The 15,483-nt window shown below is 48.8% G+C and carries 13 protein-coding genes; 6 read left to right on the top strand and 7 right to left on the bottom strand.

Annotation, left to right across the window (positions count from 1 at the left end):
- Positions 1-31 precede the first annotated feature (31 nt).
- The 3 genes from FJ146_02790 to rmuC all read left to right on the top strand — a co-directional run bounded on the left by FJ146_02790 (position 32) and on the right by rmuC (position 3,324).
- Entirely contained in the window at positions 32-1,537 is a 1,506-nt protein-coding gene (locus FJ146_02790) for a tetratricopeptide repeat protein (GenBank protein MBM4250875.1), read from the top strand.
- 221 nt (positions 1,538-1,758) lie between these two features.
- Positions 1,759-2,046, top strand: a complete 288-nt coding sequence (locus FJ146_02785; protein MBM4250874.1) for a hypothetical protein — start codon at positions 1,759-1,761, stop codon at positions 2,044-2,046.
- 36 nt (positions 2,047-2,082) lie between these two features.
- A complete protein-coding gene (gene rmuC / locus FJ146_02780; GenBank protein MBM4250873.1) occupies positions 2,083-3,324 on the top strand; it encodes a DNA recombination protein RmuC in 1,242 nt (413 codons plus the stop codon).
- A gap of 19 nt (positions 3,325-3,343) precedes the next feature.
- Here rmuC and dnaK read toward each other — a convergent pair whose 3' ends face one another.
- Complete coding sequence (dnaK, locus tag FJ146_02775) at positions 3,344-5,254, bottom strand: molecular chaperone DnaK (GenBank protein ID MBM4250872.1); 1,911 nt, start codon at positions 5,252-5,254, stop codon at positions 3,344-3,346.
- 135 nt (positions 5,255-5,389) lie between these two features.
- Between dnaK and FJ146_02770 the strand changes: the two genes are divergently transcribed.
- Positions 5,390-6,499: a phage holin family protein gene (locus tag FJ146_02770; GenBank protein MBM4250871.1), complete on the top strand. Its 1,110-nt coding sequence runs from the start codon at positions 5,390-5,392 to the stop codon at positions 6,497-6,499.
- A 50-nt stretch (positions 6,500-6,549) separates the two neighbouring features.
- Here the strand turns inward: FJ146_02770 and FJ146_02765 are convergent, their stop codons facing one another.
- Positions 6,550-7,941 (bottom strand): hypothetical protein, encoded by a 1,392-nt coding sequence (locus tag FJ146_02765; protein ID MBM4250870.1) that lies wholly within the window; start codon positions 7,939-7,941, stop codon positions 6,550-6,552.
- Between the two features lie 130 nt (positions 7,942-8,071).
- On the opposite strand from FJ146_02765, the gene FJ146_02760 reads away from it, so the two are divergent.
- Positions 8,072-9,046, top strand: a complete 975-nt coding sequence (locus tag FJ146_02760) for a hypothetical protein (GenBank protein MBM4250869.1) — start codon at positions 8,072-8,074, stop codon at positions 9,044-9,046.
- Here the strand turns inward: FJ146_02760 and pyrF are convergent.
- The 5 genes from pyrF to FJ146_02735 are packed head-to-tail and all read right to left on the bottom strand — an operon-like array spanning position 9,043 to position 14,588.
- Positions 9,043-9,918, bottom strand: a complete 876-nt coding sequence (gene pyrF, locus FJ146_02755) for an orotidine-5'-phosphate decarboxylase (GenBank protein MBM4250868.1) — start codon at positions 9,916-9,918, stop codon at positions 9,043-9,045. The genes FJ146_02760 and pyrF overlap by 4 nt on opposite strands.
- Positions 9,915-11,816: a hypothetical protein gene (locus tag FJ146_02750; GenBank protein ID MBM4250867.1), complete on the bottom strand. Its 1,902-nt coding sequence runs from the start codon at positions 11,814-11,816 to the stop codon at positions 9,915-9,917. The genes pyrF and FJ146_02750 overlap by 4 nt, the downstream gene beginning before the upstream one ends.
- A gap of 8 nt (positions 11,817-11,824) precedes the next feature.
- A complete protein-coding gene (locus FJ146_02745; protein ID MBM4250866.1) occupies positions 11,825-12,883 on the bottom strand; it encodes a hypothetical protein in 1,059 nt (352 codons plus the stop codon).
- Entirely contained in the window at positions 12,864-13,970 is a 1,107-nt protein-coding gene (locus FJ146_02740) for a hypothetical protein (protein MBM4250865.1), read from the bottom strand. Before FJ146_02740 ends, FJ146_02745 begins: the two co-directional genes overlap by 20 nt.
- A gap of 21 nt (positions 13,971-13,991) precedes the next feature.
- Positions 13,992-14,588 (bottom strand): TetR family transcriptional regulator, encoded by a 597-nt coding sequence (locus FJ146_02735; GenBank protein MBM4250864.1) that lies wholly within the window; start codon positions 14,586-14,588, stop codon positions 13,992-13,994.
- A 222-nt stretch (positions 14,589-14,810) separates the two neighbouring features.
- On the opposite strand from FJ146_02735, the gene FJ146_02730 reads away from it, so the two are divergent.
- On the top strand, positions 14,811-15,483 hold a 673-nt coding region (locus FJ146_02730; protein ID MBM4250863.1), incomplete at its 3' end, for a hypothetical protein.

Raw genomic sequence — 15,483 nt, 5'->3', positions numbered from 1 at the left:
AAATTGCCGATCCCCTAGCGAGGGGGCGACGGTGATAGTTCAGAAGGCAAGATTTGAGCCAGCGGCGTTGACAGTGCTAATTGTCGACGACCACGACCCCATCCGGAAGGCGATCAAGCGCGTAGTTATGCATATGGGGTTCGTCAGTATCATAGAATGTTTCGATGGCGCTGAGGCACTGAATGTCCTGAAGTCAAATGCTATCGACCTTCTTATTCTCGATTTGTATATGAAGCGGATCACGGGGATTGATGTCCTTCAGCACATCAGTGATCGGAGCGTAGCTAGTGATATTCCGGTGGTCGTTGTTACCGGCGAAGCCAGTAAAGAGGATATCGTTAAAGTAGCCGGGTTGGGGGCTAGCGACTATTTGCTAAAACCCTTTCAGGCAAGTGAATTAGAGAAAAAAATCCTCGGTGTGCTCAATACATATCACGCTCCAATTGCTAGTCTTGAGTCTTTGCACAGTGCTGAGAAATTCCTTGCGACTGGTCGGTACGTGGATGCTCTCGAGGCTTACGATCGCACACTTGATCTGGAACCACATAACTCAAGAGCGGTAGTCGGAAGGTCACTCGTTCTTGCGAAGTTAAATAGAGAGGCCGAAGCCCTGGCAAGGTTGCGGGATTTAGTTCAAAAAAATCCTAATTATCACAAAGCTTACCGTGCATTAGGAGACATATTGCTGTCGGCCGGGCAGCGGGAGCAAGCGCTGGCCGCCATGCGGCAGGAGCTAGCGATAAATCCAAAACAGCCTGAAAGGCAGATTCAGATTGCGAAACTGCTCCTTCAAAATAGCCTTCCCGAAGATGCAATTGTTCATTTTAGGGCCGCACTAAGGGTCTCCCCAAAAAATACTGCAGCTCTTATGGGGCTGGGACATGCTTTTGCAGCCCAGGGCAACCTTGATAAGTCAATTTACTACTTTCACAGAGTCCGTCGGTATCTGCCACATGCTCTGAAACCATTGGAGGCAGCAGTTAAACATTGCATCGAAGCCGGAGACCCTAAAAAAGCTGAGTATTTACTCAAGGACGAACGTAAGATCAGCTCAGATAAACATGAGATTTCGACGCTTTTGGCGTCGTTCTACCTGCAACAAAAGCGCAATGAAGAAGCACTAATGCTCGTCAGGGAAATCTTGCAAAAGCAACCGGACCACGCACAAGCGTTGCGTATTTGCGGCAACATTCATTTGCATAATGGTGATCTCAATGAGGCACTGCCGGTACTGCAAAGGGTGGTTCAATTGCTGCCCACGGCCGATGCATTTAACAACCTGGCCGAATTATTAATTCTAATGAGACAGATTCCCGCAGGTTTAGAGGCGCTGAATGAATCGATAAGATTAGAGCCAAATAAAGCTAAGACCTTTCTATTATTGGCTCAAATCCACGTCATGACACAGCAGTGGTTGAAGGCGACCCAACTGTACATGAGGGCCGTGCAGCTGGGCGCCAGCGAGGCTAAATTTGGTCCGGAGATCGCCGAATGTTCGCGCCGCCGTCTCAATCGGCAACAAAAGTTAACGGCCTGACCCTCCTCATCGTTTTAAAAGTATGCACGACAAGAATCTGAGTCAAAGTACCGGTAGCCTAGTACCGGCATGTCTAGTAAACCAGAGGGATGAACGAGTCGGTTTATGCGCACATTCTTTGGCAAATCGAAAGAGGGCTTAGGTATCCGATGGTTAGGTCGTCGCAGTGGCGTGTAACCTGGCTAACAGATACTCCTCTAAGCGTCCCGGAAAACGAACTGTTGAACAAGATGGCACTAGCCATGCGGTTACCAGTAGGTGTCACGCAAATCCACTCTGGTCGCAGTCTAGATAACCTACAGGCGACCGATTTGTTGATAGTCCTTGGGTTATCGACTGCAGAGGCCTTGAAGCTGCCGAAGGTTGAACCTGGTAAGGTGCAGTGGACGACCGATGTAACTTCACCAATCTTGCTGACTCATCATCCTCGCGAATTATTGGCAGAGCCTGCATTAAAGCGACAGTCTTGGACTCAGTTGCAAGTGGCCATGGCGTATCTCAAGCTGTAGTATGCGATGCTCCAGAGCAAGTTTTGAGGATTGAGTATGCTTAGTGGTGTGCCGGTTGTAGTCCTGTTTTTATTGCTCCTCAGTTGTGTGGCCAGCTTGGGTGCGCTGATCCTGGCAGTCGTTCAGGCCATTCATCGTCCCGGGCCTCATCTTCTTAACGAATTATCTCAGAGTCGTCGTGAATCCGCAGATATGGCGCGTGAGCTACGTTTGGAATTAACTTCAAGACTTGACGCACTCCTACAGCAGCTTACGGTAGATGCAAAGAGCAATCGCCAAGAGTCTGCAACGAGTTTCTCTGACCTCAGGGCTTCCATGGAACGCCAGCTTGGACAGCTACGATCCGAAAATAATCAGCGTTTGGAGGACATGCGGACAACAGTCGCTGAGAAGTTGGAGGGCACCCTAGAACGGAGATTAGGTGCGTCGTTCAAGTTGGTCAGCGATCGTCTCGAGCAGGTCCACAAAGGCCTGGGCGAGATGCAGTCTCTGGCGACTGGCGTAGGCGATCTGAAAAAAGTGATGGTCAATGTAAAGTCCAGAGGTATCTGGGGAGAAGTCATGCTGGGCAGTCTTTTGGACCAGATTTTGACTACCGACCAGTACAGTGCCAATGTCCAAACGAAGGCTAACAGCAACGGACGTGTCGAATTTGCAATTAAGATGCCAGGGCGTGAATGCGCCGACCGCTGTGTCTGGTTGCCAATCGATGCCAAGTTCCCATTAGAGAGTTATCATCGGTTAGTAGAAGCGCAGGAGCAGGCCGATATTGGGAATGCTGAGGCTGCCTTTAAGCAGCTCGAAACTTTTATTAAAGGCTCTGCAAAAGACATAGCTGACAAGTATTTGGACCCCCCCTCTACAACCGACTTTGGGGTGCTTTATCTTCCCACGGAGGGGCTCTTTGCGGAAGTAGCTCGCCGCACGGGGCTAGTGGATCAGATTCAACGGGATTACCGGGTGGTCATTGCTGGACCTACCACACTTGCTGCTCTCTTAAACAGTCTGCAGATGGGTTTTAGGAGTCTGGCGATTCAAAAGCGTTCCAGTGAAGTGTGGGAAATACTGGCGGCCGTAAAAGCTGAATTCATCAAGTTTGACGACGTTTTGAAAAAAGTTGAGAAGAAATTACAGGAAGCCGGCAATGTGATTGAAACGGTCCATAGCCGCAGTCGCGTCATAACCCGTAAGCTTCGTCAAGTGCAGGACGTACCCGATCAAAAGATAACCTCGCTGCTGGGAATGCCAAACAGCGAGGTTGCAGACACTGATTCGTAAGACTTATTGCTGAAGCGAACTAACTTGGCGAGCCCTCTTCGTATTCAGCATCGACTACATCGTCTTTGCTGGTCTTAGCACCGCCTGATCCAGCCGTGCCTTCTGCTCCTGGAGCTGCGCCACCATCCGCACCGGAAGTCTTGTACATCTCCTCAGCCAATTTATGGAATCGCTTTTCCAGCTCTTCACGGGCACTAGTGAGTACATCTTTGTCTTCACTATCAAGCTTGGACTTAGCAGTTGCAACTGCTGACTCGATGTCAGATTTCAGTGCGGCAGGTACTTTGTCGCCGTTTTCATTAAGCATTTTCTCGCACTGGAAGATTAGAGAGTCGAGCGCATTCCGAGCTTCAACTGATTCCCGGCGTTTGCGATCTTCATCCGCGTGAGTTTCTGCATCTCTCACCATATTTTTAATCTCATCCTCGCTGAGGCGGGTTGAGGCTTGAATGGTGACCTTTTGCTCACGGCCGGTGCCTAGATCTTTCGCAAACACGGATACGATGCCGTTGGCATCGATATCGAAAGTAACCTCAATCTGGGGAACACCACGAGGTGCCGGCGGGATATTATCTAGGCTGAAGACAGCAAGTCCCCGGTTGCCTTTAGCCATCTCGCGTTCACCTTGCAGTACGTTGATCTGAACGGAGCTTTGGTTGTCAGCGGCCGTTGAGAATACTTGGCTCTTGCGGGTGGGGATGGTCGTATTGCGTTCAATTAGCTTAGTCATGACGCCGCCGAGAGTCTCAATACCAAGCGACAACGGAGTCACGTCGAGAAGCAACACGTCCTTAACTTCGCCGCCCAAGATGCCAGCCTGCACAGCTGCTCCGACCGCAACGACTTCGTCGGGGTTGACGGATTTGTTGGGATCTTTACCGAAAAATTCCTTAACCCTCTTCTGCACGAGTGGAATCCGTGTCGAACCACCTACAAGTAAAACCTCATTGATTTCATTGATGTTAAGTCCAGAATCTTGCATGACTCGCTGACAGGGGACCATCGTTTTTTCGATGATGTCATGAATCATCTTTTCAAATTCAGAGCGATTCAGGTTCACATTTAGATGTTTAGGACCCGTTTGATCAGCTGTCAAAAAGGGTAAGTTCACTTCGGTGCTTTGGGCCGAAGATAGCTCAATCTTGGCTTTCTCTGCCGCCTCTTTCAGACGCTGCATAGCCATGGGGTCTTTGGAAACATCGATACCTGTTTCGCCCTTGAACTTCTTGACCAGCCAATCGATCAGTAGTTCGTCGATATTGTCACCACCCAGGTGAGTATCGCCATTGGTTGCTAAAACTTCGACGACGTTATCTCCGACTTCCAAAATAGAAATATCGAAGGTACCGCCACCAAAGTCATAAACGGCTATTTTTTCGCTTTTTTTCTTGTCCAGCCCGTAAGCTAGAGCTGCCGCCGTGGGCTCAGCTACGATGCGCTTTACGTCGAGCCCAGCAATCTTGCCAGCGTCTTTCGTCGCCTGACGCTGACTGTCGTTGAAATATGCTGGTACCGTGATGACCGCCTCTGTAACCTTTTCACCAAGATAATCTTCAGCAGCTTGCTTCAATTTACCGAGCACCTTAGCGCTGATTTCCTGTGGCGTGTACTGCTTGCCATCGATCTCGATAACAGCCATACCATTTTTACCCTTAACCACCTTGAAGGGCATTTTAGCCGCTTCTTCAGAGCGCTCGTCGAAGTTACACCCGATGAACCGCTTGGCTGAAAAAATAGTGCGAGTTGGGTTAGTTACAGCTTGGCGTCGCGCTGCAGCACCAACTAAAATTTCCCCATCTTTGGTGAATCCGATGACGCTGGGAGTGGTTCTGTGGCCTTCGGCATTGGCGATAACCTTGGGCTGGTTACCCTCCATAATCGCCACCACCGAGTTGGTGGTTCCCAGGTCGATGCCAATGATCTTGCCCATGATCTCTCCTATCCTTGCGAATAATGTGACTTTTTTCTGTTTTTGGGACGCTGCACGCGCCTTCACATAAAGTAAGGCTCGCTCGCGCACTGTCAAGGGTTACCGTGATACCATAAAACATGGAGGTGCCAACAGATGTACGAGCTAGCGTGTCCAGGTTGTAACTCTCCCTCGTTCTATGATGTAAGCGATTACCTCCTCATTTGTCCCCTGTGTTCAGCTACCTTCAATTTAGAGCGAGAAAGTGGACACAAGGAGATTTACAACGATCACTTCATCGTTGCCAATACGGCCAACCCCGTGCAGGTCAAGGCTTTGGTTGTAGAGTGGTTGAAGCGTTTGAACCATCGCCAGGATTTGGTGGAAGCAGAGTATTTTGTAACTAATATTAACGGGTTAAGCGTCCCCTTCTGGGTTGTATCGGTTGAGGTACATACCCAGTGGAAGGGGCTAGTCCAAAGACAGCATAAACGTCGACCGGACGGGATGCACGGTGGGGATTATTTGATCGAGCGGGGCCAGTTTAAGCGTAGCTACCGCTGGGCAGTCTCCGGGCGTCACAATATTTGTGAATCTTGGGGGCTTACTCGCCTTCATGAGCCCAAAGAGAAGGTGGCTGTCAGCTGGGATGGATTCCCGCTTGACTCCACCTTTTCGCGCGGACAGTTGCAAGAAGCCCGAACGGAGAAGACAGCTTACGAATCTAGGGAAGTTTTCAACTTTACCTTTAGTAATGGGCTAGCCGTTGTCGGGGTGCAAGTCGGCGAGGAAGAAGCGATGCGACGGACCAAGACACACGTGGAACAATATCATCTAGAAATGGCAAGGATGCACTGTGACTACCTAACCGACGTCCGCAGTGAGGTTGAGATCGCTGGAGTGCAGTTAGTGCATTTGCCATTCTGGCATGCGACGTATGTATACAGACCCCAAACCATGCTTCGCCACTTTTATAAGCCAAAAGAGAAAAACGTCCTGCTTGAGGGCTACAACACAGGAGTGTTGCTAGGTGAATTGCCAATTAAACAAAGCGATAAGATCAATATCAACGCAGTAGTTTGCTTAGTTGCTTCCGTTGTGTTCTTGGTTGTTGGCATAGCCTGGCATAAAGCATTTCTGCTGGTTTCGCTGTTCTGTTTAGCAGTCGCCGGCGCCAGTGCGATGATTAGTCAAAAACAGCAAAAAAATGACAAGGAAACGGCTTCGTTACCTGAAGTTGGTGAACAAGCAGAGAATGCTGCCTAGTCATAACTTGACTAATATAACGGTCGAAAATTCCGGAAATTTGTCTAAATTTAAAAATCGGTTGTCGATTGACATGTGCTTAGTGCCCTTATCGCATTAAGCAAAATAACTGCCGACAAGATTAGCGCACTATATCTGAACCAAGGTGGCAAAACGTCATGACCAATACTTAGCCATGGCCAACGTGTCACAGCGGTTTCGAGTGTTAATAACAGCCACTGAAGTGCTCTGTGAAGTTGGCTGAGCGCGATCTCAGGCTGGAGTGTCTCGGGCAACAAAAAAGCCATCCCAGTCATCGTCAGAAGGCATGTAAAGACCGGCATCAAGGCTGGCATAAACAGTATTGGTAAAAAGTTAAGTTCGCCAAATACCGCGGTGCCCAGTAAACATAGCGATATCTGCGACTGCATCAATGCATGTAAACCGTGCTTATTTCGAAAACCCAATCGAATTCTAGTGTGAGCTAGTATTAGATAGGCGCCCCAGCCGAGTAAATTCGCCTCACCGATAAAGCCGATTGGAAAAATTAGGGACTGTAAAAGCAGCATGACCTGCAGGTGCGTTACGGCCGGTGGTGATCCTACAAATACCCGAAAAATATTGTAGGTCACAGTGGCGATTAGCGCTCGCTCGGCATTGGGTGGACATCCAACAAGTATGAAATACATGACTGAGATTGACGTATTAATCAATCGCATGATCGCTTGTACGTCAAGCCATCGCGTAGCCGATATCAAACGTAGGGCATATAAAGTGGTAGGTATGAAGCCTAGCGCAAGAAAAGTGAGTTGAGTCACTACAGTTAGGTGGATGCCGCTTATTACTAGAAGATGATGGAGACCAGTTGCTTTGACAGCCCGGTGCAGATCACGAGGCAGTTGATCCATTTCGCCCAAAATTACAGCCTTGAGCCATCTCATTTGCCTTAATCCCAGGCTCCGTGCACTCTTAGCAAACCATTGGCGAATCCTCCTCTCGGCAGGATCGATTGTTGAATTGGTATGTAATTCGTTCGAGTGACTGAAGTAAGATCTGTGCCGTCTAAAAAGTGTGGCATCAGCAGTCACCGTGACCTCACCCGAGTCCATGGAACTCCTATTTCCATATGTTTGAAACAGTCCCGACGGTGTTTTAATTAAAAGGGGACCGCGTCCCCGATTCGTCGTAAACACTCCGAAAAATGGGTTAAAGGGCCCAGAGTCCCCGAATTCGAGTGAGGGAGCGCTATGATTACTAGACCAAATCAGCGCCAAACATACGGCGACTATTTGAGGCGGTGAGATTTGGAATAAATTTCTAAAGTTCTTTATCCGTGAAAGAAAAAAGAGGACCACGGAAAACAAAAGTAAAACGGTCGAGCATCTTGTCTGAAACGGCTGAATTAACCTGCATTGTGCGAGCAGGTTTCCAATCGAGAAGCTTGTGAGCCAAAGTCCAATCATTCACGAATAAATACGACTTCGTGCCTCTTCCGACAATAGGCTGGAACGGACATATAAACCAACTACCAGATATTGGTCGTGGTAAACTAAGGCAATGAAACTAAGATAACCTCTAGGGCATGGAGATGCAGTGGAAACACTTGCTCAGTTGTCTATCTTTCCAAGACTTCAGCGATGGTTTAATCAACAAGCGCAAATGCCACCTGGACTTGAAAAATTGCCTGATTTTTTAGTTTGGCGATTGTGTGATGCTATACATTCTGTCGAGTCTGTGGGCATCAGAAGATGGCTAGATGCTTTTCGTTTGTTTTTGCAAAAATCCAAAAATCCGCTGCAGGACTTTCTGCTTGCCGAAGAGCTCGCCGATAGTCATGGCGCTCAGATGATGGAGCTCGTAGGGTTGATTGCCGAACAATCGGTACGTAAAAATCAGGGCGATCAGTTTTTTGAAGCCATGAAATCAGGAGCTGACTCCACAAGACTCGCGGTTTTTAGATTTTTTGCGGCCTGGACTGCCTTAAATACCGGGCGGTTGGAATATTGCATTGCAGAGTGTGAAAAAGTCGATCAACCGTTTGCCCCGCTGTACACGCTGCATGGGCAGGCGCTACTTGAACTCGGTCGGTGCACAGAAGCCGTTGAGGTTTTAGAAATTGCAACGAGGCTTTCTGGATCCGAGACCATCGCTTGGTTTCAATTGGCTAAGGCAAGGCACATCTCTGGAGACCCTGAGCGAGCGTTCGTCGCTTTGCGTCAGTGTCGGGAGCTATCTCCCAATAATTTTGAAGTCAGTCTTTACATGGCATTGGTTGCACTTGAGAATAATGTTCCATTAGCACTTGCTCAGGAGGCATTTGAAGTTGGCGCTAAGTTGATGACAGCATTCTCCGAAAACCCGACCGTCGTATTTACATTACTTAGGTTGGCCTGTCGTACGGGTCGAAAGCCCGACGCAGTGAAGATCATGAATCAGGCTAAATGGGTAGGTATGTCGACGAAGTCTGACCTTGTACGCGCGCTCCCACAGGTTTTGAGGGGACTACACGACGTTGGCTGGTTAGACCTAGCTTCAACACTGCTGGGAGGCATTACCCCGGCGATTTAAGTTGTCACAAGCAGATGGCTCGTCGCACTGTATATCTGCTGATTCACATGATCTCGTAAATCGTCCCAATGTTTTAGGTCGGGTGTACCCCTACTTAGCTGTCTAGACTGTGGAACTAAAGTTCGACCACTCTCCACAAGGCGGCGCAGTTCTGGGGTGATTGTTCCGCCCTGGGCTCCTACGCCCGGCATCAAAAGTGCCTTATTAAGGAGGCTTGACCGAGTTTTATACTCGATACTTGATACTCGGGTAGCACCTACGACGAGTCCAAATGAGTCGCTCAATTTAACTTCTTCAAAATAATTGAGGATTTCTTGATAAATTCGAGTTGATAGAGGTTCATTGGTGGGCCCTATGGGGCAATCCTGGACTGACGCACCACTCGCATTGGAGCTCACCCATACTAGATAAACTCCACGCCCCCTCTTGAGCCAAGGCTCGAGGGGCGACACTGTGTCGGTACCCATATAGGGGGTGACTGTAAGTGCGTCGGCTGCCATCACATCGAATGCCATCTGTCCGTAAGCTCGCATAGTTGAAGAGATGTCGCCTCTTTTGGCATCAAGTATAGTCAACAAGCCGCACTCGTTGGCAAATTTTATTGCTGACTGCAATACTCGGAAACCGTCTGGGCCCCACGCCTCAAAAAAGGCACTTTGGAACTTGATGGCCGGTACCTTATCAGCGGCAGCCTCGATTAAAGAACGACTAAAATTCTCGAGAAAAGAGACGGGCCCATGGCGTTCAAGCCATTCCCGGGTGAATCTGGGTGACTCTAATATGTCCGGGTCACACCCTACGCATAGTGCATTACCAACAGAGCGGATTTTAGAGGACAGGGAATTAACGAAGCTGGATTGTATCAAGGTCATGTACGCTCAGAATGAAATAAATGTTGCCAATGATTTCTAGCATAATGATCCGTACGGCGACTACCTCTCAGCCTCAAAAACGTCATCGGACTGCCGATTCCTTGAGGTATGCCTAACGACACTCCAGCGAGAAAGTCCAACGTTGGTCCAAATTCGACCCCACTGGTGGTTTCAGTCAATCGAGTAAGAATCCCTAGGTAGGTAGCCATGTGTTGACTGAGGCTCACATGATTCCAATTTCGGAGGTTTCTTGATGGGAGGCGTTTAGCAAGCTGCTTGGCCTGACGCCAACTGGTGTATTCGAAGTCAAATCGAGGCATGTTTGAGTTTAAAGTGGATCCGTCTCTGTTGGGATTAATGATGTTTCTGATTTTCAGGAAACGCTCCCAATTATCTTCACTGCCGGCAAATTCCCAACCTGATCTCTGCAGAGAGCCCACAGCGGCAGCCAGATCATGATCACAAAAGGAAGTCGTCCGAATGAGTTCGTCTAAAAAGAGAGACCTAAATTGCATGGAAAGTGGTGTGATAGATCGGGACATATCAGGATTGCGGACCACGGCATCGCTGACATGCGTGAGTATATTCTTTATTGTCCTCGGTAGGATTGCTGGTTCTTGCGAGAATTCTAAAACACCGGGAATAGATTCAATATGATTGCCACTCAGTCGGAAGAAGCGATATTCAACTTGTGCCTCGGAAACGCTAAAAAAATCATCGGCTGTCCACGCGAGAACCGGACCACTAAAGCCAGTTGGTTGACCTTGACACCAAGTGACACCCCTTTCCCACAAATGTTGAGCTGCGACGATACCAAGAGCCCGCTCAATGCGGGCAAAAAGTAAATTAAGTCCCGGGATAAGTTCGCGAGCATCATTGGCAACTAACAAAACTTGTTGCTGGTTTTCCAGTAACTTTGAAAGTACGGAAGATGGGGGTATCCCTAGTGTAAGATTTATAGCCACCGGTGGTGAAGCGATGAGTGCTTCAGACACCAGAGTGATCGCCGTTCTAGGGGCAGTAACGAGCTGCTTCTCCAGCCAATTACTATACTGTGGTAGAAGGAGGTAGCGAGTTGCAATTAAACTTATTATTCTCCCTAGATCTGCGGGTTGCCTCAGTTTTGCTCTCTCGCTCACTAGTTGCCAGCAGTAATCCCAGGCCGTCGGACCGCTTGCCTTGCCAAACTTTTCCTGCGAGGAGACGCTTTCAATTTGCTTATAGGCTGCCCGTCTTGACTGTGCGTCCACTGATACAAAATCATGGCGCGGACGCGTTCGCCTCATCGGCCTGACACCTGCAGTGGGTTGAACGGCAATCAGTTCGCTGAAAATCCTCCGGGCCTGATCGTGCCAGTTACTGGCATCCGAGCAATAGTCGATCAAACCATCACTGAGTGCCACCTTGGCGGCGCATACCGGTGTTGCTTGCCATCGCTCTCTCGTTCTACCGGCTCGTTTACTCATTGATTCCAATAATCCGCCGGGTGGAAAGACGCCGGCCTCTATTTCTGGAAATCCGAGTAGCGACCTTGAATTGAACCAGTATCTATGATGGCATGACAGAGCCAATTCCCACGCACTACCATAGCAATTTGCAGCTGCGGCATAGGTCCAAGGAACTGGCGAGTTTCGGATTAGGGAAAGTAGCCAGCGCCAGGCATCAATGCGCTGAACGAGATCATTGAAAAGACAATCATTTCCGAGCTCAGATATCCACGGGCTAACGGCATCTTGCGCTACACCAGACTGAAGTAAAAGCACCCCAGTAGTCTGATTTGTATTGGTTTTGTGCAAGTTTTCAGCAATTTGAGCAAGTCGCCCTACAATCTCTCCCGCAGCTTGCTGATAAAAGCAAAGAACATTAGGGAGAGAGATAACAATCATATTGTCTGACATTCTGTTACTCATGCGGTTGCCGCCAAGAGATGAACATCCGGATAGTTGCCCGTGAAAATTGCAAGCGCGGGTAGTTTGTGTCCCATGCAAAATTCGGCCGCCGTGATGACGGGTTGCCAGCCAAAAACTGCATCGGGGTATATGGATGCGGCAGCTATCGATGCACTAGGTTTAAAGGCATCTGCAATAGTGTTTGCAATCACAATAAAAGGATCCGAGATCACAAGCTTTATGAGATCGTTTGTAGTCAGTCCAAACTGTGATTGGAGCCACTGATTTGCCAATGAGCACAGCTTGCCGCCAGTATCGAGATTGATTTGAGTCCCTGGCATTCGCACACTCAGACATGCAAGTTTCAATTGGCGCTCTTGGATCCCCTTCGTAGAGATGGAGTGTGGTGCGATACGTAGAGTCGCCATACCCCAGCCTTCGGGTGCTTCAAGGGGGGCTTTTGCTGCAAGAGCGAGGTCGCGAGCTGCTAAAAATTGCAGTCTTTTCAGAGATGCTCTCCAACTGGGCTCCGTAAGATCTAAAAAAGTGGCCTTGCCGAGGCGCTCTTCGATTACTAATTTCCACCGCTCCGCCGACTGCGGCGGGTAGTTGGCCCTTACCTTCATCATGGATTCAGCAATAATTCGGGCAACCCTCCGCTCTTTACCGGGATTTTGCGAGCTCATTGCACGCGCAAAAGCTCCATGAGCATCGGTGTTGGGACGGTCACCGTCACTGAGAATTGCAAGACCTTGTAACTCATTTGGCCGCATAATAATTTCTAGGAAACTAGTCAGACATGACGGTCTAAAGCTAAGAGCTTTAATATCAACTAGGTGTCGCTGCACCTCTCTCATGTCGTGGTTTTGCAAGGGCATAAGTACGGTAGCTGCACTCATTGTCTGGTGATCAGACAGCTGCATCTGACGCACTAGAGTTGCAGCAGTCTTGACGTGGTTCATGCGCTGCGGCCTTAGTTCGGCAAAGCTGCGCTGCACAAAGCCTTCACCCAGGATTTTTAGGTGAGCCGTTGGGTATTCTCGTATTAATAGACCTTCATTGAATTTGATCGGCATGGGCCATACCGTCGCGGAGCCTTGACCTCGCGTGTTGAAGCTGACTACGCAGCTTTTCATCCTGCGTATTTTTACTGAGTCCATCGAGCCACTGATCGACTCCTGCCCAGTCTCGCTGCTGTAGTTTTACTGCGATGATTCCCTCATATGCATCGAGAAATTCTGGAGCAATTTTTGTGGCCTTACTAAAGTTTTCGATGGCGTCGTCGAGGCGGCCGATTTGCATGCTGAAATTGCCAATTTTGTAATGGAGAACTGCGCGAGAGCGTTCAGAATCGACATTTAGGAGGCACTGGCGTAAGACCTTTAGACAACCATCCCAGTCAGCTAGACGTTGATAGGCGTCAAATGCAATATTTGACGTGTCTAGTGGGCTGTCGGCGCAGTGAGAATCCAGAATCAACAGAGCATCATTGGGTCTATCCATCTGGTACAGATAAATTGCGGCTAATTCCTGGCCGACTCGAAAAATTTCCTGAGGTTGTCGGACTGCCTGTAAGAGCTTGAGTAGAATGTCTACGACTTGATCCCACTCGTTACTCTGAGTGTAGGTGAGCTTAAAGTATCTCAGCGCCCTCACGTTGCTAGGATCGGTGAGAAGTAACTTTTCATAGGTGGCTACCAGCCTGTTTTCATTATGAGTCTTCTTCTCGTAGAGCATACACAAGCGTTCTAGGCAGGAAATTCTATCGATCACGGTCGGGAAGTAGTCACAGATAGCAGACAGTATCGTCGACTCGGCTATGTAGTCCTCGAATTCGATGATTTGCGGCAGGATATCTTCGCTAAATCTTAGGTATCCTAATTTTAGATCCGCGACCATATTTGCGCAGGATTCCGCAGCAGCAAAAGCATCTTCGAGGTAGCGGTTCTGAACTTTAGCCAAGCGAATAAAATAGGATTCACTTTGCCGCGGATTCTCAGTGATAATCGTGTTCAGTAAGCGAAAATAAGGCCCCCAACATTCATAGCGCTCGAAAAGGTCGAGTGCCTTCTGTCTTTCGCCGGGGTCAACCATAGCTCCGTTGTCTACCTTCGTGACGAGACTTCTAATTCTGTCACCCTCTAGCGCAGACTGTGAGGCCATAACTACTTCCGGATTATGGGGTTATTTTTGCAAAAGGCCATCAACCACAAGTGAGCCAGCTTTTTTGATAATGCGATCGTAGTCAAAAGAATTCTGATCGAAGAGCCATTGTAGACTTAAGCCATCGATTACAGCAATTATGTAGGAGGCATAATCTTTTGCGTCAACCGGTCTGAATGCACCAGCGGTAATACCCTCTCTGATTACATTCGCCGCGGCCTCGCGGAACTTCTGATAATGCCGAGCGATCACCTTCTTAACTTCGTCTTTTTGGTTGATCTGCGTCCAGAAGTCCATATTCACTTGGTAGTATTCTTTCGTGCTCCGAACAATATCGAAGCAGACTTCAATGAAAACCTCTAGCTTCCGTTTGTTATCAACTATGGAGCTCATTTCTGAAGCAAGAATTTTTTCGATGTCCCCGGCCACTTTATCCAGAACTGACATCATCAGTTCGTCTTTATTCAAGAAGTAATAATGGATGATGCCTTTGCTCACTCCAGCGGTCCGCGCCACATCTTGCATTGAAAAATTGTGGTAACCAAATTTGGTGATACAGTCGACCGTGGCCCGGACGATCTGATCTTTACGTTCTGCAGCAACGTCCGCCTTGGACATAAGCTCTCCATGATTCCAAATCTGTGCTCACGGTTGATTTGTGCCGAAGGGGCGACGTAACCGTAACCCAACAGTAATGACAACGTTTTTTGATGTTAGCATTGCCGCTAAATAGGAGCAATCGCTTGGTGCTAAATTTGAATCCATGGTAAACTTTGCGACAGACACTCAATGTTTATAAAAGTTAGGTCCACATTCGGTTACTGATCGTGGAGAGGTTCTATGGGTCGGTTGGTCAGTAAGTTATCCAGGCTTGCCGTCTGCTTCACTTTAGTTGGCTCCGCCACAGCGACTTATGCGGGTGAGTTGAAGTGGACTCATTACGGTGTGAGACCACTCGCCATGGGCAATGCCTACGTAGCGGTCGCTGATGACTTCAATGCTCTGTTCTATAACCCCGCAGGATTGGCGCGACTGAAGAGCTGGTCAGGCGAACTGTTAAACCCATCATTGGCGATTTCTTCCAATACTGTGGGGGCCGCGAGCAGTATCGGTGAGCTAATGACCTCGTCTGGCGGAAGTAGTTCTACCGAAGATGGGGTCTTGCGTATTCTGCAGGATAATACAGGCAAACCACAGTATTTCAATATCACTGAAACACCACACCTGATTTTCCCGGGATTTGGTATCGGAATCGGGCTCTCTGGTGGAGCAAGTTTGGTCGTCCACCGTGATATTTCTGCAGATGTTGAGACCGGTATCCGCATGATTGCCCCGATCGCCTTTGCGAAGAACTTCTTTGAGGACCGCCTGAGTGTTGGGGCAAGCGTTAAATTTGTCGGGCGTGGCGGTGTGGATCATACGTTTGGAATCAATGACATAAGCGCGTTCACCAATAAGTCTGGCGATAATTCCGGCTCGGGAGCAAAGCTCAGTGATTTCGTCGAGGGGGGGT

The organism is Deltaproteobacteria bacterium (assembly GCA_016874735.1).
Taxonomy (GTDB): Bacteria; Bdellovibrionota_B; Oligoflexia; order Oligoflexales; family CAIYRB01; genus CAIYRB01.
This window is presented reverse-complemented; position numbering and strand designations above follow the sequence as displayed.

Bases quoted from the DNA above. Each gene is read 5' to 3' on its own strand.
- rmuC (MBM4250873.1), top strand. From the start codon at position 2,083: ATGCTTAGTGGTGTGCCGGTTGTAGTCCTGTTTTTATTGCTCCTCAGT.
- dnaK (MBM4250872.1), bottom strand. From the start codon at position 5,254: ATGGGCAAGATCATTGGCATCGACCTGGGAACCACCAACTCGGTGGTG.
- FJ146_02770 (MBM4250871.1), top strand. From the start codon at position 5,390: ATGTACGAGCTAGCGTGTCCAGGTTGTAACTCTCCCTCGTTCTATGAT.
- FJ146_02765 (MBM4250870.1), bottom strand. From the start codon at position 7,941: ATGATTGGACTTTGGCTCACAAGCTTCTCGATTGGAAACCTGCTCGCA.
- pyrF (MBM4250868.1), bottom strand. From the start codon at position 9,918: ATGACCTTGATACAATCCAGCTTCGTTAATTCCCTGTCCTCTAAAATC.
- FJ146_02750 (MBM4250867.1), bottom strand. From the start codon at position 11,816: ATGTCAGACAATATGATTGTTATCTCTCTCCCTAATGTTCTTTGCTTT.
- FJ146_02745 (MBM4250866.1), bottom strand. From the start codon at position 12,883: ATGCCGATCAAATTCAATGAAGGTCTATTAATACGAGAATACCCAACG.
- FJ146_02740 (MBM4250865.1), bottom strand. From the start codon at position 13,970: ATGGCCTCACAGTCTGCGCTAGAGGGTGACAGAATTAGAAGTCTCGTC.
- FJ146_02735 (MBM4250864.1), bottom strand. From the start codon at position 14,588: ATGTCCAAGGCGGACGTTGCTGCAGAACGTAAAGATCAGATCGTCCGG.